The following is a 19818-nucleotide window of genomic DNA, read 5'->3' on the forward strand; positions in this document are numbered from 1 at the left end:
CCAGAGGAGGAATTATAGTATGACGGATCATCATTCAAGCGAACGAACTCTTAACATTGAAAGCAGATTGGCACAGATCGGTTCTATCAATGAACCGACAACCGGAGCGATTAATTTTCCTATTTATCAATCGACCGCATTCCGTCATCCCGCTCTTGGTAAAAGTACAGGCTTTGATTATATTCGTACAACCAATCCAACTCGCGCTGTACTTGAACAAGCCGCAGCAGCATTAGAATCAGCAGATGCAGGATTTGCCTGTAGTTCCGGTATGGCTGCTTTGCAAACGATCTTTGCGCTGTTCGGTCAGGGAGATCATCTGGTCGTATCGCTTGATCTGTATGGCGGCACATATCGTCTTTTGGAACGTATTTTATCCAAATTTGGAGTAACTGCTTCTTATGTAGATACCAATGATCTAGAAGCATTAGAAAAAATAGTTCAGCCCAATACCAAAGCTGTATTTATCGAGACGCCAACCAATCCTTTAATGATGGTAACTGATATTCAAGCCGTTGCTACATGGGCGAAAAGTCATCAATTGCTGACGATCGTTGATAACACGCTGTTGACTCCTTTTTTCCAGCGTCCGATTGAACTGGGAGCAGATATTGTGATTCATAGTGCTACCAAATATCTAGGTGGACATAACGATGTATTAGCAGGATTGATTATGACCAAAGGGGAAGAGTTATCTGCTGAAATGGCTTTTCTACACAACTCAATCGGAGCTGTGTTGTCCCCAACCGATTCGTATCAATTAATGCGTGGAATGAAAACATTAGCATTGCGGATGGAGCGTCATGAATACAATGCAACAGCAATGGCTAAGCATTTAGTAGATCATCCACAAATTGCCGAAGTGTTTTATCCAGCATTACCAGATCATCCGGGCTATGATGTCCAGAACCGCCAATCTAGCGGAAATACAGGTATCTTTTCGTTTAAAGTGAAAGATGCACGTTATATTGAACCGATTTTGCGCAGTATTCAATTGATTGCTTTTGCTGAAAGTTTAGGCGGAGTCGAATCGTTAATGACATATCCAACAGTACAAACACATGCTGATATTCCAACAGAGATTCGCGAAGCGATAGGTGTTGATGATCGTCTTTTACGCTTTTCTGTAGGGATTGAGCATATTGACGATCTGATCGCCGATCTAGATCAAGCGCTGGAAGTTGCACGTATTGAAGTAGAAGGAGTGTGATCGAGTATGGCTTATTCTTCAGATCATTCATCTTCTCGCAAAATCGATACTAAACTAATTCATTTTGGGGCTGCTTTTGATAAAGCAACAGGCGCATCGAGTGTACCGATCTATCAGGCGTCTACTTTCCACCAAGAAGATATCTCTAATCCGCCACTTCATGATTATAGTCGTTCAGGTAACCCAACTCGTCAAGCATTGGAAGATTATATTGCTTTGCTAGAAGGAGGAGCCAAAGGATATGCTTTTGCTTCAGGAATGGCAGCGATCTCGACTGCATTTCTGATTCTATCTGCTGGTGATCATGTGATTGTGACTGAAGATGTATATGGTGGAACGTATCGCTTTTTGACTACAGTATTGAATCGAATGAATATTGAGATTAGCTTTGTAGATATGACCGATCTGGATCAAGTGAAACATGCACTTCGTCCGAATACAAGAGCGGTCTATATGGAGACTCCTTCGAACCCTACATTGAAAATTACAGATATCGGTGCTGTAACGGCTTGGGCGAAAGAACATCATTTGCTGACCATGGTAGATAATACGTTTATGACCCCTTATTATCAGCGTCCGATTGAAATGGGTGTCGATATTGTTCTGCATAGTGCTACCAAATTCTTGGGTGGACATAGTGATGTGCTTGCAGGACTTGCGGTTGCCCGCACACCTGAGATTGGAGCTCAACTGAAGCATTTACAAAATGGACTGGGAACAGTACTTGGCCCTCAAGATTGTTGGTTATTGATTCGTGGCATGAAGACACTTGCCGCAAGAATGAATCATTCTGAAAAAAGTACAGCCAAGCTAGCACAATGGTTGAATGAGCGTGATGATATTGAAGCTGTCTATTATCCGGGATTAGAAAGTCATCCAGGAGCAACTATTCATGCTTCTCAATCTTCAGGAGCAGGTTCTGTGCTTTCTTTTGATGTAGGTTCAGGCGAGCGTGCCAAAAAAGTACTTGATAACGTTCAGATCCCTTTAGTCGCTGTGAGTTTAGGAGCTGTTGAAAGTATTTTATCGTATCCAGCAACAATGTCTCATGCTGCTATGGGTGAAGGAGTACGCAAAGAACGTGGAATAACGGATGGGCTACTGCGCTTCTCTGTAGGCTTGGAAGATATTGACGATCTGATTGCTGATCTGGAGCAAGCTTTGCAAGAGTAACAAATACAAACCAAAAAGAAATAGACCGCCTGTAGCAAGGAACCGGTCTATTTCAACAAATTAGATCTACCTGAACTGCCGACTGCTCTTAAAGCAGACTGTTGCCAAGCAGGAAAGATGCGCTAACATCTTTCCTGCTTTTTTTATAGCATACATCTAAAAATCGACAAGCATCTAATTCAAAATATAATGTTGTATATAGTCATACTATATCATACTCTAAAATGAAAATAAATTATTTTCAAACTCTAAAATCGCTAAATCCCTTTATTTAATCAGCATTTATTGTATATCATATGTATAATTATTCTTAAAAAATATCACCTTCCTGTCACACGACACGACTATTTTTCATTTGTGAAATATGGTACGATAAATGTGTTGTCATTATTTCAATTTTTAGATATGCATTTTGTGCCTAAATGGGTTATATATAGGACAATGCTCAAATTCACCTTCAGACACCAGTAAGATGTCTGAATAGGATAAGGGAGGCTGCAATATGAGCGCGGTAAACCGTATCTTGGAAAAAGCCGAACGGGGCGAACGCTTAGATTTAGAAGAAACTATTATGCTATATGAGTCCGATGAGATCGAGAAAATGGGTCATGTAGCCAATCAATTAATGTTACGCAAAAATCCAGATCCGATTACAACCTTTGTAATTGGGCGTAATGTTAACTATACGAATGTCTGCGACGTTTTTTGTCGTTTCTGTGCTTTCTATCGTAGCCCGAATTCGAAAGAGGGTTATGTATTATCGGATGAAGTGATTTTGCAGAAAATTCAGGAAACCGAAGATGTGAACGGAACTGAAATTTTGATGCAAGGTGGAGTGAATCCAAATCTTCCTTTTGAATACTATATCGATCTATTGAAAAAGATTAAAAAGAACTTCCCTAACATTACGATGCACTCTTTCTCACCTGCTGAGATTATGAAAATGAAAGAAATCTCAGGCATGTCGCTCGAAGAGACTGTACGTGCAATTCATGAAGCTGGACTTGATTCATTGCCAGGTGGCGGTGGAGAAATTCTAGATGATCGTACTCGTCGTAAAATCAGCCGTTTGAAAGGTTCATGGCGTGATTGGATGGACGTTATGCAGACCGCTCACAAAATTGGGATGAACACAACAGCTACGATGGTTATTGGATTCGGAGAATCGATGGAAGAACGTGCACTTCATTTATTACGTGTACGTGAAGCACAAGATGAATGTATCCGTAATGGTTATGATTCTGAAGGCTTCCTTGCTTTTATTTCGTGGACATTCCAACCGGATAACACCAATATGAAAGCTGAAAAGCAAACTCCAGAACAATATCTTAAAAATGTAGCGATTAGTCGTATTGTGCTTGATAATATCAAGCATTTCCAATCCTCATGGGTAACGATGGGACCTGAAGTGGGTAAAATGTCACTTCATTATGGATGTGATGACTTCGGTAGTACGATGATGGAAGAAAATGTAGTCTCTGCGGCGGGTACCACGCATAAAGTGAATATTGAGCAAACATTGCAGATTATTCGTGAAGCTGGCAAAATTCCTGCTCAACGTGATACGAAGTACAATATCCTTAAAGTGTTTAATGATGAAAGTCAAAAAGTCGCTCATGACTTTATTATGCAGAACTAATCAACAGATATAAATAAAAAAGCTCAACGATCCTTTTAAAGGGATCGCTGAGCTTTTTTTGTATTTCATTTAACTATATAAAAGATATTATTGTAATACTGAAGTTATATTATTGTGGAATACCTACTGCTAATTCATCAACCACTTCTTGCACCGTTTGGATTTGCTTGATTGGTGTAATCCCAGTCCCCAAGGTAATAATACCACCTTCACCAATACCATCAAGCATCCCTATACGTATAGCACTCGAACCACCAGAAGCACTGGCAATTTCTTCTCGAGATGCGCCTTGCTTGTCCATTTCGACTAATTTCTCAACAAGTGGGGTAGATAATGAACGATAATATGCTGGCAAAGTACGGTAAAGTAATAAATCAGATGCAGATGAATCGACGATCTTTTGCTTTACAGATTGTGCTGCCGGATTTTCAATCGTAGGAATAAAGCGACTTCCCAAAAAGACACCTTCCGCACCTAAAGCAAAAGCACTGGCTACGCCACGAGCATCACCAATTCCACCCGCAGATACCACCGGAATATCCAGCACATCGACAATCATAGGAGTCATAGCAAATGTACCAATAACACTGGTTGGTAAAGTACCACCTTCATCAAATCCTGTCACTACATAGACATCTACACCCATAGCTTGAGCAGATTTGGCATCTTCAAAAGTTGGGGTTAAAGGGCGGTAAACAATTTTAATGTTGGCTTCTTTTAATGGATTTAGAATCTTTTCAGATAATGTTCCTTCAACACCATTGAGAAGAACGACTTTTACATCTTCTTCAATAATAATTTCCAAAATAGGCCAGGTGTACTTCAAATCTCCATCTACAATAATTGTGGAACCAAATGGCTTATCGGTTAGTTCTTTGGTTTTACGAATCTCACGGCGCATCCGTTCTGCCGTTTCTTTTGGAGAAGTGGTTATCGTTGTCTGACCTGCATTAGGACCAAGAATCCCCAACCCGCCTGCATTACTTACAGCAGCTACAAATTCAGCATTTGTAATCCAGCTCATCGGTCCTTGTATAATAGGTTTCTCAATTCCAAGAATATGGGCTACACGATTGCTCATTTTATTCATCCTTCCACTCAAGTGATTCACTATAATAGTTAGCCTATTAATGATTTAGTCGTATGTAGACTAATAAGAAGCTGTAAAATCATCATATATTTGAATGTTTTGTTTGAGAAGAAGGCAATTTTAATGAACATAGTACATATTTTTGTACTTTTAGATTGTTAGCGAGATGTTTTGAGAAAAATAGAAATACAGGATGTTTAGAGAACTTTCATATATTAAAAAGAAACAACGATGTATGGTAGATAGACTTTAAAATCTACTCTATATCTTCATGTTCAAAATCATATGCACGTTCTACTTTACATACTTTGACCGAGTACGATTGATACCATTTTGCTTTTCCTCGATCTTGAGCGATTTGATGAACAGGGTTACTTTTCCACTGACGAATATCTTCTAGCGTTTTCCAATAAGAAATAGTCACACCTGCACCTGAAGATTCACGATAGCTTTCAATTCCTAAGAATCCAGCTTGATCTTGACCTAACAACTCCATTTGATCAGCCATTTGTCCATATCCTTGATCTCCTATAGTACGTTGACTGGTAAAAATCACAGCATAATAAGGTAACTCCACATTGCTTAATAATGCACTCATATCCAAATCTCCTTCGCTCATGATCTTGTATTGATTATACATAGCGTATTAACATAAATATAATGAATGTTTATAATAATAAGTATGAAAAAAATTCAAGTATAAGGTGATCAAATCATGAATCTTCATAAATATCAGATTTTTAATACTGTTGTAGCATTGGGTAGTTTAACGAAAACAGCGCAGACGCTTAATCTTACTCAGTCTGCGGTAAGTCATGCCATCTCAAGCTTAGAAATTGAACTGGGATTAACGTTGTTGATCCGTAATCGGTCAGGAATTCGTTTGACGGATAGTGGAGAACGAATATTAAAAAAGATCAAAGAACTTTTGCAAGTTAATGATCAGTTATTAGTAGAAGTCGATGCGATCAAAGGATTAGAGACAGGCACAGTGACTCTTGGTACCTTTTCAAGTGTATCTATCCAATGGTTGCCTCAGATCATGCAACAGTTTCAAGAACAATATCCTGCTATTGATATTCAATTATTGGATGGTAACTATGATGAGATCGAGAATTGGATTATAGATGGACAGGCTGATTTGGGATTTGTCCATTTGCCTGTTGCTTCAACGCTTCAATCGATAACGTTGTATCAAGATCAGATGTTATGCGTGTTATCTGCTTATCATCCTTTAGAAGCGTATGATCATATTGAACTTGAGCAACTTGTACAAGAGCCTTTTATTATGCCGATTGCAGGATGCGATACAGATGTGCAGACGATTTGGAAACAAGCTCATTTACAACCTTCTATCAAATACCGTCTAGAAGATGATCATGCCATTACGGCGATGGTCAAGCATGGTCTGGGTGTTAGCATTTTACCGAAAATGATGTTGGATTCGATGTATACGCATGACTTATGTCTAAGACCACTAGCAGGAGAGCATTATCGAATAATCGGTATAGCGGCAACTTCTTTTAGCAATTTGTCTCCGGCGGCTCAGAAGTTTAGCGAATGTATTCAATCAGCGCTCCAGATCAAAGCTATTAGGTAGATAATAGGGTTGGCATGCAATTAGTGTTATAATATATAAGCACGTTTTGAAGTAGCTATATAATAGAACATCAGTGAAGGAGCTCTTAAAGTTATGAAATTAATGTTTATTTCTGATATACATGGATCGTTACACTGGTTAAGACGCGTACTCGAAAAAGCTGAGGTTGAACAACCAGATCAATTGATTTTTTTAGGTGATTATATGTATCACGGCCCTCGTAATCCATTGCCAGAAGAGTATAATCCATCTGAAGTTGCCAATACATTGAATTTATATAAAAATAAAATTATCGGTGTCAGAGGGAATTGTGATTCTGAAGTGGATCAGATATTGCTTGAATTTCCGATGATGGCAGACTATATCATGTTGTATCATGAAGGAATGCGGATCTATGTGACCCATGGTCATGGATATAGTATTGATAATCTACCTTTGTTACAACCAGGGGATGTATTTATTCAAGGGCATACTCATGTGCCTGTAGCAGATCTGCAAAATCATATTTATGTGCTCAATCCAGGTTCGGTTGCTTTGCCCAAAGAAGACTACCCTAATTCATATGCTATTCTTGAGCATGGTACATTTACAGTCAAAGACTTTGAGGACAATATGATCAAATCAATCTCATTCTCTTGACGCTTGACCGATACACTTTTATAATGATGAAGCAATGTATGATCTAAATTCAAAAAGCATCGATAAAGATATGAGTTATAGTGATCGTCCTGTACAGAGAGAAGGAAAGTAGTATGCTGTAATTCCTTCCTGTGACAGCTATAATCTTACCCCTTTAGAGCTATAAAGTTGAATCCGAATCTATGATTCAGTTCGGTATTATATTTTATCGGATCATCTCCGTTATCAGATGTCGAATGAAGGGTCTGTATCAAGAAAATTATTCTGATAGCAGATCGAATCAGGGTGGAACCACGGGTACATATACACAGCACTCGTCCCTTGCGGGATGGGTGCTTTTTGCTGTTTTTAATTGTAAATATTACGAATAAAGACAGTTAATACATGTGCATGCAGATTGATCAATAGATCTATACTTTCAAGGAGGAAATAACATGGCGATTCAAATTAGCTTACCGGACGGTTCTGTTCGTGAGTATGAGGCAGGTAGTACTATTGGCGATGTAGCCAATTCCATCAGTAAAAGTTTATTCAAAAGTGCAGTGGCAGGTAAATTGGACGGTATCGTTGTTGACTTAAATACACCGTTACATGACAAAGCATTAGTAGAGATCGTGACTCCAGATAGCGCAGAAGGCGTAGAAGTGATTCGTCACAGTACAGCGCATTTATTGGCACAAGCGGTGAAGCGTTTATTTGGGCAAAATGAAGTGAAATTAGGCATTGGTCCTGTGATTGAAGATGGGTTCTATTATGATATGGACTTGGAACATCCTTTGAATCCAGAAGATCTACAAAAAATCGAAAAAGAAATGGAACGTATCGTTTCTGAAAATCTTCCGATTACACGTCGTGAAGTCAGTCGTGAAGAAGCACTTAACATTTTCCGTGAGCTTGAAGATCCGTACAAAATTGAATTGATCGAAGCATTGCCAGAAGACAGTGTAATTACGATTTATGATCAAGGTGAATTCTTCGATCTATGTCGTGGACCACACGTACCATCGACTTCTAAATTAAAAGTATTTAAATTGCTAAGTGTAGCAGGTGCTTACTGGCGTGGAGATAGCAAAAACAAAATGTTACAACGGATCTACGGAACAGCATTTAACAAAAAGCCAGAACTAGAACAACATCTTCATTTCTTAGAAGAAGCCAAAAAACGGGATCACCGCAAATTGGGTAAAGAACTGCAAGTATTTACATTTTCTCCGCTTGTAGGTCAAGGTCTACCGATCTGGTTGCCTAATGGAGCGAAATTGCGTCGTACACTAGAGCGTTATATCGTTGATTTGGAAGAAAAATTGGGTTACAGCCATGTGTACACACCAGTACTGGGTAACGTAGAATTGTACAAAACTTCCGGTCACTGGGAGCATTATCAAGAAGATATGTTCCCGAAAATGGTATTGGATAATGAAGAATTGGTTCTTCGTCCGATGAACTGTCCGCATCATATGATGGTGTATAAGAGTGATCTGCGTAGTTACCGTGATCTACCGATTCGTATTGCTGAATTGGGTATGCAACATCGTTATGAAATGTCAGGCGCATTAACAGGTCTACATCGTGTACGTGCGATGACACTAAATGATGCTCACTTATTTGTTCGTCCTGATCAGATCAAGCAAGAATTTGCACGTGTGATTGAATTGATTATGGAAGTATACAAAGACTTTGGTATTACTGATTACCGTTTCCGTCTATCTTATCGTGATCCTGCGGATACAGAGAAATATTTCCCTAACGATGAAATGTGGGAAAATTCGCAACGTATGTTACGTGAAGTTGTAGAAGGTCTAGATATGCCTTTCTATGAAGCAGAAGGCGAAGCTGCATTTTATGGTCCCAAATTAGATGTACAGATTCGTACAGCATTGGGTAAAGAAGAAACATTGTCGACTGTACAATTAGACTTCTTGTTGCCAGAGCGTTTTGAACTTGAATATATCGGAGAAGATGGATTAAAACATCGTCCAGTTGTTATTCACCGTGGTATTTTGGGTACAATGGAGCGTTTCACAGCCTTCTTGTTAGAAAACTTTGTCGGTGCATTGCCATTATGGTTGGCTCCTGTACAAGCTAAAGTGATTCCAGTATCCGGTGCATTTGAAGAATATGCACGCAAAGTGGAAGAGAATCTTCGTCGTAGTGGCGTAACTGTAGAATCCGATCTACGTAACGAGAAATTAGGTTACAAGATTCGTGAAGCACAACTTGAAAAAATACCGTACATGTTCGTTGTCGGCGAGAACGAAATGAATGCTGATTCCGTCTCTGTTCGTAAACGTGGCGAAGGCGATATCGGTATGATGTCCGTAGAAGAAACAATCAAGATGTTACGTGATCAAATCGCAGATCGTACTATTTTTTAAATAAATTATCAATTGCTATTCTGTTATCATTCATAACCTGTTACACTAGCCCTAATTCAGTGATTATTCACTAGTTAGGGTTTTTCTCCGCCTATAGACGGAGATGAAGTTCATTCTGATGCCACTATTGTTCTATTCCAATTATGAGTACACTACATATATAGAAGTAGAGAAAGCGAGGAATGATAATGAATAGACATTTATTCCGCAAAACATTCTGGGGTATAGGCTTAATCGGAATTGGCGTCGTATTTATGTTAAATCGAATGAATTTTATCGATTGGGGCATCGGCGATGTGATTTCATTACTATGGCCGTTGATCTTATTAGAAATAGGATTAAATGAATTATTATTCAAATGTAAACGTGATATCGGCGGCTGGATTATGACCGTCTTAGGCATTTACTTTTTAAGCAGAAATATCGGTTGGATTGATTACTCGTTAATAGATGCGGTCAAAATGATGATGCCTATGATTCTGGTATTAGGCGGATTGTATTTGATCTTTAATCGACATCAACCGAAGAAGAAATCGTCTAAACAGCCGTCACCTGATGAGCTATATGATGTGCCACCGCCACCACCGCCTGCGTCTCCTTTAGATGACTGGTTTGAACAAGAAATGGAACGTAAAGGCAAAAAAGTTCCTACAACAGATCATAAAGAATTTGTAGAACATGTCCCTTTTCAATCTCCATCACAGCGTTCTTCTTATGAGATGCCACAACAACCTTTTCAGACAAAAGTAAATTTAAATAAAGAAGATATGCGTTCTTGTCGAAAAAATAAAGATGCACACCGTGAACAATGGAAACAGCATCGTCATGAATGGAAAAAACATCATCGTAGAAAATGCGGTTATGATTACGATCATGGCTCTGATCCTTCGGTAGAGAACAAGTCAGGATTTATCGGTGATGTGCATATTGGTAAAGATTATTTTGAACTTAAACCGATGAATATTTCTCATTTTATTGGCGATACCATGTTAGACTTAACCAAAGCACAAATAGCTTATGGCGTGACTCGTATCGAAATTTCTGCTTTTATTGGTGATGTTAAAGTCTACATTCCAAGTGGAATCGAAGTAGGCATCAAAGCACAAGGCAATTCGTTTATTGGCGATATGAATATTCTTGGACGTGAGCGTGAAGGTATGATGAGTCATATGGATGGTGCAACGATAGAATATGAAGAAGCAGGCAAACAAATAGAACTTGTCGTTAATGCTTTTATCGGTGATATTCAGATTAGTCGGGTGGGTTAATGGATGAGGACAAAGTGGTTTAAAAATATCAAATGGGAATTAATCGGCTTTTTTACAACAGGTGGATTGCTGACCGTTATTATTATTTTTCTAGCCATCAGACAAGGGTACATTGTACTTAGTGTGCCCTACGTCTGGTATTATTATATTGCAGGGATTATTTTGATTTGTATGGCAGCAGGTTATGTAGCCGGGCAACGCGTTCAGCGTCGAATTGATTATGTACATTTGAAAATGGCTCAAGTCGGCAAAGGAAATTTCAGTGTACGGATGGACCCTACAGAAGATGAATCCTTTAATCGAGTGCATGAACAATTCAATACAATGATGAGTACGGTAGAACGGAAAATGCGTATTTTGCAACAACTAGGTGAAAAAGAAGTGATGGAACGGGCGATCGAAACCGAGCGAGCCGTATTGGAAGAAAGACGACGCATGGCTCGTGATCTACATGATTCGGTGAGTCAGCAATTATTTGCGATTCATATGTCAGCTTCATCTTTACCAAAAATGTTAGAAAAGAACGAACAACAAGCCAAGCTTGTAATGGATCAGGTTATTCAAATGTCACAGCTTGCTCAGAAGCAGATGAGAGCACTGATTACACAGCTTCGACCGCTAGAACTTGAAGGGCGCTCATTAGCAGAAGCCTTAGAATTCTGGTTTCCCGATTATTGTCGCCATAATGGGCTTAAAGGAATACAAGATATTGAATTAACAGGGCAACTGACGGAAGCAAAAGAACGTCAGCTTTTTCTTATTGTACAGGAAGCGCTTGCTAATATTATCAAACATGCAGATGCTACGATTGTTAGTCTATCGTTACAAGAAGATCGTCATCATGTTGCTCTACATATTAGTGATGATGGCAAAGGGTTCAACAGTTCTATGCATAAGCAAGGTTCTTATGGATTAACGATTATGTCAGAACGGGCTGAGAAATTAGGCGGGCAAGCTGAAGTGATCAGTCGACCAGGGGCAGGTACGACAATACGTATCCATATTCCCAAATTTGATATCCATGAAGAAGAGGAGAATCATAATGGAGAAAATAAAAATTCTATTAGCGGATGATCATGATATGGTACGGATGGGTCTCAAAACATATCTGATGTTAGAAGATCAATTTCATATTATTGCAGAGGCGGCTAATGGTAGAGAGGTACTTGATCTGCTGGAAAAAAGTACAGTTAGCGAGATGCCTGATCTGATTTTGATGGATATGATGATGCCTGTTATGAATGGAGTAGAAGCCACCAGATTGGTATTGCAGAATTATCCACAGATGAAGATTGTGATCTTAACTAGCTTTTTAGAAGATGAGTTAGTTGTAGAAGCGATTGAAGCAGGTGCAGTTAGTTATATTTTGAAAACTGTATCGGCAGAAGAGTTGATCTATGCGCTACAAGGAGCAAGCCGTGGTATGCCTGTGATGACCGGTGATATTTCTCAAGCCCTCACTAGAGGAATCCGTCAACGCAGCACTGTACAAAATGAAGCTTCTCAATTGACTGTTCGTGAACGTGAAGTGTTAATGTTGATTGCTGAAGGAATGAGTAATAAAGAAATCGCTGAAGAATTACATATAAGTATCAAAACCGTCAAAACGCATGTCAGTAATCTATTGATGAAATGCGAATTAGACGATCGTACACAACTGGCTATCTATGCTCATCGTAAAGGTTGGGTTAGTCAGCATTAAGTTCACACACATACAATATGAAGCCAATTCCCTGTGATCATGATATATTAACTTACTCATCTAGGATTTATTTTCTTTTTAATTGTTTTTAAGGTGAGATTAAGGTTAATAAGCGAATATAAGGATGTAGCAAATAACACATCCGGTTATTTTAATATCATGGGAACCTTGGGAGGTTGACTTCAATGGACGAAAAGAACAAAAATGATTTGAATAATGGCTTCAATCCTGATGGCCAAAACAATGATACAGCAAACGGCAATACCAATGACTCAAATGAAACAAATAATGCTTCATCTGAACAATCATCACATTATTATTCGTATGGTCCTTTTCAATCGTTGAATAAAGATAAGGACGCTGAAGATGTTCGTCAAGAACCTGTACAGGAAGCACGCAAAGTGGAAATGACTCCACCGCAACCTGTTCGTCCAGTTTATCCACCGAACTCGGCTCAACCACCACGTACAGACCATATTGATTATTTGAATGGCAATCATTCAGATGATAATAATGGCAATCGCAAGCCTAATCAATTTCAATATAACAAACCTAAGACTTCTGCCAAAACAGTAGTTGCTTCTATATTAGCAGGTATGTTGATTATGACAGCAGGTATGTTTGGAGCAGATCGTGCTAATTTGTTCACTCCAGAATCGGAATCAACAACGACAACTAATGTTGCTCCTGTTTCAGCAGTGACAACCGATAATTCGGTGACTCAAGCAGCATTGCCTGCGGGATCAGCAGATGTAGCTGAAGTAGCGAAAAGCGCAAGTCCAGCTGTTGTCAAAATCGAGACTTTATCCAAAGCAGGCTCCAATAGCGGCGGAACCAATCCTTATAATGATCCAGCCTATCGTTTCTTCTTCGGTGATCAAGGCGGAGGAGGAAGTGAAGGCGGTAGCAACGGTGGAGAAGGTAGTGGTGGATCTGGCGGTTCATCAGGTTCTCTAACTCCGCTAGGTATTGGATCTGGCTTTATTTTCGATAAATCTGGATATATCCTAACTAATGCTCATGTGGTTGGAGAAGCTGACGTGATTCAAGTTACGCTTGAAAACAACAAAACACCATATGAAGCTAAATTGATGGGTAAAAGTACAGATCTTGACCTTGCTGTACTCAAAATCGAACCAAAATCTGGAGAAACATTCCCTTCTGTAACGCTAGGTAACTCTGACAACGTATCTGTCGGAAGCTGGTTAGTTGCGATTGGTAACCCTCAAGGATTTGACCATACTGTAACAGCAGGTGTACTTAGTGCGAAAGAACGTACAATTACAGCATCTGATGCTTCGAATGGACAATCTACAGATTATACTCATTTGTTACAAACCGATGCTTCGATTAACCCTGGTAACTCGGGTGGTCCGCTTCTGAATATGAATGGACAAGTAATTGGTATGAATACAGCAGTAAGTGAAGATGCTCAAGGTATTGGATTTGCTATCCCTTCTAATGTGATCTTAAATGTAGTGGATCAATTGAAAAAAGGTGAAAAAATCCCTACCACTCCAGTTCCATTTATCGGTGCTTCTCTGATGTCATTAACATCTGAAGTATCCAAACAGTTGGGTATTGATACGACTGAAGGTTCTGTAGTAACTGAAGTATTGTACAGATCTCCTGCTTATCAAGCGGATCTTCGTTCATATGATGTAATTACAGGAATCAATGGAACTAAATATACGAATAGTCAGGACTTAGTAGCAGCTATCCAAAAACTAAAAGTGGGCGATTCTGCAACCCTAAACGTTATTCGTAATGGTAAAACGATGGATCTTAAAGTAACGATCGGTAATCGTAATGACTTTGATACGACTTCTCCTGGTGCAGGTGGCGGCGGTACAGGTCAATAATCAGGTATGACTTTGTAAATAGGTATTAACTTCATCTTAAACTATGATGGATTCCAAAAGATCATATGTTATACAGAAAGGCGGAAAGGGCATACCTTTCCGCCTTTCTTATGACTGTATCGACAAATAAGTATTCATTGTTACAATAGAAGAAATAACGATAATCATGTTAGATCAAAAAGACATAGTAAAGGGGTAAGACCGATGAGAGCAACTATTTTAATTATTGATGACGATGAAAAAATTATTTCTATGTTACGTCGCGGATTAGCTTTTGAAGGATATGAAGTGTTGACCGCTTCTAATGGAGCAGAAGGTTTAAAACAAATGTTAGAAAATGATCCGGCTTTGATGGTATTGGATGTCATGATGCCACAAGTCGATGGATTCGAAGTATGTCGTCGTGTACGAGAAGCAGGCAGTTCTGTGCCTATTTTGATGTTGACAGCGAAAGACGAAGTAGAAAATCGTGTCAAAGGGCTAGATGCTGGCGCAGACGATTATTTGGTTAAACCATTTGCATTAGAAGAAATGTTAGCACGGGTAAGAGCATTGTTACGACGCAAACCTGAATCAGAAGCTTCTACGAGCACACGCCTTGCTTTTGAAGATTTAACGATTGATCCAGATGCTCGTGAAGTGACTCGAGATGGAAAACGTCTAGAATTAACGGCTAAAGAATTTGAATTACTTCATTTATTTATGCAAAATCCAAAACGTGTGCTGTCCAGAGATTTGATTATGGATAAAATTTGGGGTTATGACTATAGCGGAGAATCAAACGTGCTTGAAGTTTATATTGCTATGCTTCGTCAGAAAACAGAAGAGCATGGTGGCATACGTCTGATTCAGACGATTCGTGGTGCCGGCTATATTTTACGAAATAACAGCTAGAGAATGAGGGAGCTGACAGTATGTCAATACGCTTAAGGCTGACGGTATGGTACTCGGGGATACTGGCAGTGACTTTAATGCTTTTTAGTATAGCGATTTATGGATTTGTGTATTTCAATACGTATCAAGATTTACAGAATCGTCTGGTGGATCAAATTAGCAAAACACAGATTATAGTGAGCGAAGTAAATAATGAGCAGATTGATGTGTTTTTATCACCGAAAGATCATGACCGTTTGGCAGACGCTGGCTTTCGGGTAAAGCTCAAAAATTACACCAATGGAATTAACAACAATATCAACGGTACTTTTTTGCAAGCTCCTGCTTCTAACAAAATACCTAACGAATTAAAGCAAATTCAATATAATGATCGTACCTACTTAGTCGCTTATGGTGGTATACCGTATGAAATCGATAATCAAACAAAAATGGTGGGCGTTTTAATGGTCGCAGCAGATATGACCGATGCTCGTCAGTTATTTGATGATCTGCGGGTGACGTTGATTGTAGGATCATTAGCGACATTGTTTATTGCGTTTACGTTAGGTCTATTTCTAGCGCGCAAGTCCATGGCTCCGATTGAAAAGGTTATTGATGCGGCGAGTCAGATTCAAAAAGGAAAAGATTTAAGTGTACGGATCGATTATGATGGACCTCATGATGAGATTGGTCAATTGATTAGTACAGTAAATGGAATGTTAGGCAGAACCGAAGTATTTTATAAAGACTTGGCAGAAGCTTATGCTGCTCAGCGCCGGTTTGTATCTGATGCGTCCCATGAGCTACGTACTCCATTAACTACGATTCGTGGTAATGTTGATTTGTTGCAAAAAGCATGGAATAAAAAGCCTCATGAAGCTCCTCATTTAGATGAAGAAAGTCTAAAGCAATTGTCGATGGAGTCGATTAACGATATTGCAGATGAATCCAAACGGATGAGTCGCCTTGTAAATGATATGCTTTCGTTAGCTCGGGCTGATGCCGGGCAGACAATCGTGATGGAGAGCTTGCCTGCTGGCGCTCTTTTGGATGATGTGATGAGACGTGCACAGTTTATTCCTCACAAAGCAACATGGCAACCAGCGAACACTGTGGCTTTAGACGACTATCATATTTATGGTAACAAAGATTATTTGCAACAAATGTTGTTTATTTTTATTGAAAATGCTTTTAAATATACCAAAGAGGGTACAGTATCTCTAGATACCGTGTTGTATCAGAATCAGATCGGGATTCGAATCAGCGATACCGGAATCGGTATGGATCAAGAAGAAGTGCCTCATATTTTTGAACGATTCTATCGAGCAGATGAATCGCGTGGAGTAACGCCGGGAACAGGCTTGGGCTTATCTATAGCCAAATGGATTATTGATGAGCATGCGGGTTCTGTAGAAGTGGTCACCGCCAAAGGCAAAGGAACAACCTTTGTGATCTGGCTTCCACTGGCAGCTGTACCAGCCCAAAATAAAGCTGAACCTGTATTTGATGCAGAGCCTGAGACCGAGATTCCTGATCCCCCAAAACCAGAATAGACAACAGGTAGCAAACAATAGTAGCTTTTTGTGACTGTGTTTGCTACTTTCCTTTCCCGTGCCCTATCAAATGGGTTATAATGAAGTTGCTATTGCTTCTTTTGCAAGTTAAGCCAACCCTAGAAAGCAGGTGTACCCCTTCATGGAAATTGTAAAGATTGCGCCGCGTGGGTATTGTTATGGTGTAGTAGATGCTATGGTACTTGCTCAGCAAGCTGCCAAGAACCTTGACTTACCACGGCCTATTTATATACTCGGTATGATTGTGCATAACAGTCATGTCACTCAATCGTTTGAAGATCAAGGTATTATTACTTTAGATGGACCGAATCGTGTAGAAATTCTAGAGCAAGTTGAAAGTGGAACAGTAATTTTCACCGCTCATGGCGTTTCTCCTGAAGTTCGCCGTCTGGCTCGTGAAAAAGGATTAACTACTGTAGATGCGACATGCCCTGATGTTACACGTACGCATGATCTGATCCGTGATAAAGCAAGCGAAGGTTATCAGATTATCTATATCGGTAAAAAAGGTCATCCTGAACCTGAAGGTGCGATTGGTGTTGCACCGGATCAAGTTCATTTGATTGAAAAAGAAGAAGAGATTGATCATTTAGAGATTCCAGCAGGCAAAATTGTGATTACCAATCAGACCACAATGAGCCAATGGGATATTCGTTTGATTATGAAAAATCTTCTGGAGAAATTCCCGGGAGCAGAAGTGCACAATGAGATTTGCTTAGCGACTCAGGTTCGCCAAGAAGCGGTAGCTGAACAAGCCGGCCAAGCAGAGCTTGTAATCGTTGTAGGTGACCCACGTAGTAATAACTCTAACCGTCTAGCACAGGTATCTGAAGAAATCGCAGGCGTTACTGCTTATCGTATCTCTGATATCACAGAGCTCAAACGTGAATGGTTAATTGGTAAAAGTAGAGTGGCTGTTACAGCAGGTGCATCGACGCCAACTCCGATCACCAAAGAAGTGATTAACTATTTAGAGAAGTATGATAACGATGACGAATCCACATGGGAAATGGTAAGAACCGTAGATCCTAAACGTTTGTTACCACCTGTGCGTGAGAAAAAAGGCAGAACAACCAATCAACCTGTCCGCCACTGATGGACACTGTCCACGAATAGATATACAAAAAGTGCCTAACCCTTGATGGGAAAGGCACTTTTTATTTTTTTATTCTTTATACTATGCGTACAAGATTTTGTACTATGACACTGCTTGACATGTCTTATAGAGTGCTGTATATTTACTTTAGTGATTAAAAGCTTGAAAGCGAACAAGCGTCTAAGTGATGATGCAAAATACAAATAAATATCTCATATTTCAGTCATTTTATATAGTTGTCTATTTAGGTGTATATCATCACCAACCCCACAATGAGAGGAAGATCAAATATGATCGTTATCGTATCGAACCAAACACCGCAGGAGCAAGTAAAAGAGATTACCAACGTGATTGAACAAGCAGGATTACAAGCACACATTTCTCGTGGAGCAGATCATACTGTAATCGGACTTATTGGAACAGCTGAGCCTCGATTAATGGAACATTTAGAGCAGATGAAAGGTGTAGACAAAGTAATGAAAATTTCCAAATCCTACAAATTAGCCAGTCGTGACTTCCATCCTGAAAATACAGTTATCCAAATTGGAGATGTATCGATTGGTGGCGGAGAACTCGTCGTTATGGGTGGTCCTTGTGCAGTGGAATCCGCAGAACAGATTGATGAGATTGCTCGTCTAGTCAAAGCGGCAGGTGGACAGATATTACGCGGGGGAGCATTTAAGCCTCGTACAGGACCATATAGCTTCCAAGGTGTAGGTGTTGAAGGATTGATTATGATGGCAGAAGCAGGGAAGAAACATGGACTGCTGACGATTACAGAAGTCATGACGCCAGAGTATGTTGATATCTGCGGACAATACGCTGATATTTTGCAAGTAGGTACTCGTAATATGCAGAACTTTGATTTGTTACGCAAATTAGGAGAAAGCCGGAAGCCTGTATTGCTCAAACGTGGATTCAGTTCGACGTACGATGAATTTTTGAATGCGGCTGAATACATTCTAGCAGGTGGTAATCCTAATGTAATGCTCTGTGAACGTGGTATTCGTACGTTTGAGACGTACACTCGTAACACGCTTGATCTGTCGGCTATTCCTGTTTTACAACAATTGAGCCACTTACCTGTGATTTCAGATCCAAGTCATGGTACAGGACGTCGTGAACTGGTAGAGCCTATGACCAAAGCTTCAGTAGCAGCAGGTGCAGATGGTCTGATTATCGAAATGCATACCGATCCAGATAACTCGATGACTGGTGATGGTGTTCAATCTTTATTTCCGAATCAATTTGCCAAATTATTGCGAGAGCTAGAACAGTTATCTCCGCTTTTGGGCAAAACATTTGCTACAGCTAAAGCACCAGCGGCGTTTTTTGAATCCTCTGTGCAAGTATAGTATATTTAAATTAACCGAATATTATTTAAAAATGAGTTGATTTGAATAAGGATACGTCTGCATAAAAGTAAAAATGGATTTTAAATAAAATACCTGATTTTCATGTTAGGTATGGCTGGAATATACTGCTAATTCAGAAAATGATGTAAGGTTTAAAAAACAGCTCACTCATTCCGATTTTTAATTGACGGATTGACGAGCTGTTTTCTTTTTTGGTAAGCTATGAGTGTAAGCATATCTTACATAAATTTTAGAGATATGTAAAAAGGCTATTGACGATGTAAGGTTTTACGATTTATAATGACGACAGAAAAAAAATCGAGAGAATGAACATTCGACATCGAAAAAGAGTGTAATGTTCG

Annotated in this window: 16 protein-coding genes; 14 read left to right on the forward strand and 2 right to left on the reverse strand. The window is 39.5% G+C overall.

The annotated features are described in order from the left end of the window. The first annotated feature begins 19 nt into the window (after positions 1-19). The 3 genes from PO903_RS12170 (at position 20) to mqnC (ending at position 4022) form a co-directional block, all read left to right on the forward strand. Positions 20-1210, forward strand: coding sequence for an aminotransferase class I/II-fold pyridoxal phosphate-dependent enzyme (locus tag PO903_RS12170; protein ID WP_069326893.1), 1191 nt, complete (start codon positions 20-22; stop codon positions 1208-1210). 6 nt (positions 1211-1216) lie between these two features. Beyond that, positions 1217-2383: a trans-sulfuration enzyme family protein gene (locus PO903_RS12175; protein ID WP_069326894.1), complete on the forward strand. Its 1167-nt coding sequence runs from the start codon at positions 1217-1219 to the stop codon at positions 2381-2383. A gap of 502 nt (positions 2384-2885) precedes the next feature. Then, positions 2886-4022, forward strand: a complete 1137-nt coding sequence (gene mqnC, locus PO903_RS12180) for a cyclic dehypoxanthinyl futalosine synthase (RefSeq protein ID WP_273593541.1) — start codon at positions 2886-2888, stop codon at positions 4020-4022. A gap of 109 nt (positions 4023-4131) precedes the next feature. Here the strand turns inward: mqnC and PO903_RS12185 are convergent, their stop codons facing one another. Together PO903_RS12185 and PO903_RS12190 are read right to left on the reverse strand one after the other, a co-directional pair. Next, a complete protein-coding gene (locus PO903_RS12185) occupies positions 4132-5103 on the reverse strand; it encodes an NAD(P)H-dependent flavin oxidoreductase (RefSeq protein ID WP_273593542.1) in 972 nt (323 codons plus the stop codon). A gap of 265 nt (positions 5104-5368) precedes the next feature. Continuing rightward, complete coding sequence (locus PO903_RS12190; RefSeq protein WP_273593543.1) at positions 5369-5710, reverse strand: antibiotic biosynthesis monooxygenase family protein; 342 nt, start codon at positions 5708-5710, stop codon at positions 5369-5371. 117 nt (positions 5711-5827) lie between these two features. Here PO903_RS12190 and PO903_RS12195 point away from each other — a divergent pair, with 117 nt between their 5' ends. The 11 genes from PO903_RS12195 (at position 5828) to aroF (ending at position 19456) form a co-directional block, all read left to right on the forward strand. Next, positions 5828-6712, forward strand: a complete 885-nt coding sequence (locus PO903_RS12195; RefSeq protein ID WP_273593544.1) for a LysR family transcriptional regulator — start codon at positions 5828-5830, stop codon at positions 6710-6712. Positions 6713-6805: 93 nt separating this feature from the next. Next, positions 6806-7351: a phosphodiesterase gene (gene yfcE / locus PO903_RS12200; protein ID WP_273593545.1), complete on the forward strand. Its 546-nt coding sequence runs from the start codon at positions 6806-6808 to the stop codon at positions 7349-7351. A 434-nt stretch (positions 7352-7785) separates the two neighbouring features. Beyond that, positions 7786-9726, forward strand: coding sequence for a threonine--tRNA ligase (thrS, locus tag PO903_RS12205; protein ID WP_273593546.1), 1941 nt, complete (start codon positions 7786-7788; stop codon positions 9724-9726). A 188-nt stretch (positions 9727-9914) separates the two neighbouring features. Beyond that, positions 9915-10994: a cell wall-active antibiotics response protein LiaF gene (gene liaF, locus PO903_RS12210; protein ID WP_273593547.1), complete on the forward strand. Its 1080-nt coding sequence runs from the start codon at positions 9915-9917 to the stop codon at positions 10992-10994. 3 nt (positions 10995-10997) lie between these two features. Further along, complete coding sequence (locus PO903_RS12215; RefSeq protein WP_069326902.1) at positions 10998-12068, forward strand: sensor histidine kinase; 1071 nt, start codon at positions 10998-11000, stop codon at positions 12066-12068. Then, positions 12037-12696 (forward strand): response regulator, encoded by a 660-nt coding sequence (locus tag PO903_RS12220; protein WP_069326903.1) that lies wholly within the window; start codon positions 12037-12039, stop codon positions 12694-12696. The genes PO903_RS12215 and PO903_RS12220 overlap by 32 nt, the downstream gene beginning before the upstream one ends. Positions 12697-12881: 185 nt before the next feature. After that, positions 12882-14558 carry a S1C family serine protease gene (locus PO903_RS12225; protein ID WP_273593548.1) on the forward strand — a complete coding sequence of 559 codons (1677 nt, stop codon included), beginning with the start codon at positions 12882-12884 and terminating at the stop codon, positions 14556-14558. A gap of 204 nt (positions 14559-14762) precedes the next feature. Beyond that, entirely contained in the window at positions 14763-15452 is a 690-nt protein-coding gene (locus tag PO903_RS12230) for a response regulator transcription factor (RefSeq protein ID WP_069326905.1), read from the forward strand. Between the two features lie 20 nt (positions 15453-15472). Then, the gene (locus PO903_RS12235) at positions 15473-16984 is read left to right on the forward strand and encodes a sensor histidine kinase (RefSeq protein ID WP_175425143.1); all 1512 of its coding nucleotides are present in this window, start codon (positions 15473-15475) and stop codon (positions 16982-16984) included. A gap of 142 nt (positions 16985-17126) precedes the next feature. Continuing rightward, positions 17127-18101 (forward strand): 4-hydroxy-3-methylbut-2-enyl diphosphate reductase, encoded by a 975-nt coding sequence (locus PO903_RS12240; protein WP_069326906.1) that lies wholly within the window; start codon positions 17127-17129, stop codon positions 18099-18101. A gap of 290 nt (positions 18102-18391) precedes the next feature. Then, on the forward strand, positions 18392-19456 hold the full coding sequence (aroF, locus tag PO903_RS12245) for a 3-deoxy-7-phosphoheptulonate synthase (protein ID WP_273593549.1): 1065 nt from the start codon (positions 18392-18394) through the stop codon (positions 19454-19456). Positions 19457-19818 lie beyond the last annotated feature (362 nt).

Source organism: Paenibacillus sp. PK4536, from assembly GCF_028594455.2.
In the GTDB taxonomy this organism is placed as follows: domain Bacteria; phylum Bacillota; class Bacilli; order Paenibacillales; family Paenibacillaceae; genus Saccharibacillus; species Saccharibacillus nuruki.

Coding starts and splice junctions, on each gene's coding strand:
- PO903_RS12170 (WP_069326893.1), top strand. CDS start 20: ATGACGGATCATCATTCAAGCGAACGAACTCTTAACATTGAAAGCAGA.
- aroF (WP_273593549.1), top strand. CDS start 18,392: ATGATCGTTATCGTATCGAACCAAACACCGCAGGAGCAAGTAAAAGAG.
- PO903_RS12225 (WP_273593548.1), top strand. CDS start 12,882: ATGGACGAAAAGAACAAAAATGATTTGAATAATGGCTTCAATCCTGAT.
- mqnC (WP_273593541.1), top strand. CDS start 2,886: ATGAGCGCGGTAAACCGTATCTTGGAAAAAGCCGAACGGGGCGAACGC.
- thrS (WP_273593546.1), top strand. CDS start 7,786: ATGGCGATTCAAATTAGCTTACCGGACGGTTCTGTTCGTGAGTATGAG.
- PO903_RS12220 (WP_069326903.1), top strand. CDS start 12,037: ATGGAGAAAATAAAAATTCTATTAGCGGATGATCATGATATGGTACGG.
- PO903_RS12190 (WP_273593543.1), bottom strand. CDS start 5,710: ATGAGTGCATTATTAAGCAATGTGGAGTTACCTTATTATGCTGTGATT.
- PO903_RS12195 (WP_273593544.1), top strand. CDS start 5,828: ATGAATCTTCATAAATATCAGATTTTTAATACTGTTGTAGCATTGGGT.
- PO903_RS12230 (WP_069326905.1), top strand. CDS start 14,763: ATGAGAGCAACTATTTTAATTATTGATGACGATGAAAAAATTATTTCT.
- PO903_RS12175 (WP_069326894.1), top strand. CDS start 1,217: ATGGCTTATTCTTCAGATCATTCATCTTCTCGCAAAATCGATACTAAA.
- liaF (WP_273593547.1), top strand. CDS start 9,915: ATGAATAGACATTTATTCCGCAAAACATTCTGGGGTATAGGCTTAATC.
- PO903_RS12185 (WP_273593542.1), bottom strand. CDS start 5,103: ATGAGCAATCGTGTAGCCCATATTCTTGGAATTGAGAAACCTATTATA.
- PO903_RS12215 (WP_069326902.1), top strand. CDS start 10,998: ATGAGGACAAAGTGGTTTAAAAATATCAAATGGGAATTAATCGGCTTT.
- yfcE (WP_273593545.1), top strand. CDS start 6,806: ATGAAATTAATGTTTATTTCTGATATACATGGATCGTTACACTGGTTA.
- PO903_RS12235 (WP_175425143.1), top strand. CDS start 15,473: ATGTCAATACGCTTAAGGCTGACGGTATGGTACTCGGGGATACTGGCA.
- PO903_RS12240 (WP_069326906.1), top strand. CDS start 17,127: ATGGAAATTGTAAAGATTGCGCCGCGTGGGTATTGTTATGGTGTAGTA.